Raw genomic sequence first — 1,191 nt, 5'->3', positions numbered from 1 at the left:
ACTCGTCTATCTCTTGGATAGGCGAGTCTTTAATCTATTCGTTTACTGGCATTGTCATATGCCTTGTTTTGTTCTCGTTTGCCAACAGATAAGACAAATACAGTAATCACTTCTTCACGAACCTGATAAACCAAACGAAACCCCGATGACCGCAGTTTAATCTTGTAGCAATCAGGGAGCTCACGAAGTCGATTTGCTTCGATTCGGGGCGCTTTCACAACCTCAGCTAATTTCTTTTTAAACTGCTGTTGTACGGTTGCACCAAGTTTCTTCCATTCTTTCCAAGCTCGAGGATCAAACTCTAACTCATAAGTCATCAAGCGATACCTTTATCCCTTTCTTCGGTGATAACAGACGTTCTTTCGCAATCGCAATCAGATCGGCATCTTCATCGGTCAATAAAACCGACTGAAATGGTAATTTCTGTTGTTCTGCGACATATGCCAATGTCTGACGGATCACTTCGGAAGGAGTAACCCCCAGTTTTTCCAGTTCGGCAAAGGATTTCTGCTTCAACTCATCGTCAATCCGAATATTAATAGACGCCATAAACGTTCCTTTTTGTAAATACATTTGTCATTACATTATAACGGGAAAAATCCAGAAAAAATATCAATTTTCCCATAAAAATACTTCGCAAAACGGTCATTATGGTAAATAGCCAAGAATAGCCATTGTTTTGCCCCTTTCTCGCCACTCAGCGACCCACAGCGCTATTTTCACACCTAAACCTAGGCAGATACCCATCGAAACCGCCTGAAAGTTTATAACGCTTTTGAGGCCGTTTGAGAGGGTGCTAAAACCGGTTTCACACTTCACCAAAATTCACGCTTAAAAGCCTGTTTTTGGATCTTTTCAGTGACAGAAAAAAGAGCCGTACGTGTTATGCCTTGAGCCCTTGTGGGTACTGGCTTTATCCGGGATCACCATAACACCTCAACCAAACCCCGTGTTATGCTCTGAAGCCTTGCTATGACTGGCTTTACCCGATAGCAGTGCAACTGCGTCAGGTGTGCCGCCCAAATCTTTATCCGTCGCTGCCGAAACCAGCCAATTTTAATTGGCGCCGGATCGGTGGCTCTCGAACGCTCGCGTTCGAAACAGATAAAAAGGTTTCGGGGTTGAATCGATGGCCCCGCTTCCCAAAGTGGGGCCAAGAGAAAATGGCCGCCCACGGTCATTTTTTCGGTC

The 1,191-nt window shown here is 44.5% G+C and carries 2 protein-coding genes; both read right to left on the bottom strand.

The window, feature by feature from the left end; all coding sequences use genetic code 11:
- Nucleotides 1-29: 29 nt before the first annotated feature.
- Nucleotides 30-317, bottom strand: a complete 288-nt coding sequence (locus ABTQ23_RS21120; protein ID WP_408617741.1) for a type II toxin-antitoxin system RelE family toxin — start codon at nucleotides 315-317, stop codon at nucleotides 30-32.
- Nucleotides 307-549: a type II toxin-antitoxin system RelB/DinJ family antitoxin gene (locus ABTQ23_RS21115; protein ID WP_408617740.1), complete on the bottom strand. Its 243-nt coding sequence runs from the start codon at nucleotides 547-549 to the stop codon at nucleotides 307-309. Before ABTQ23_RS21115 ends, ABTQ23_RS21120 begins: the two co-directional genes overlap by 11 nt.
- Nucleotides 550-1,191: the final 642 nt, after the last annotated feature.

The organism is Celerinatantimonas sediminis, assembly GCF_046054195.1.
GTDB lineage: Bacteria > Pseudomonadota > Gammaproteobacteria > Enterobacterales > Celerinatantimonadaceae > Celerinatantimonas.
This window is presented reverse-complemented; position numbering and strand designations above follow the sequence as displayed.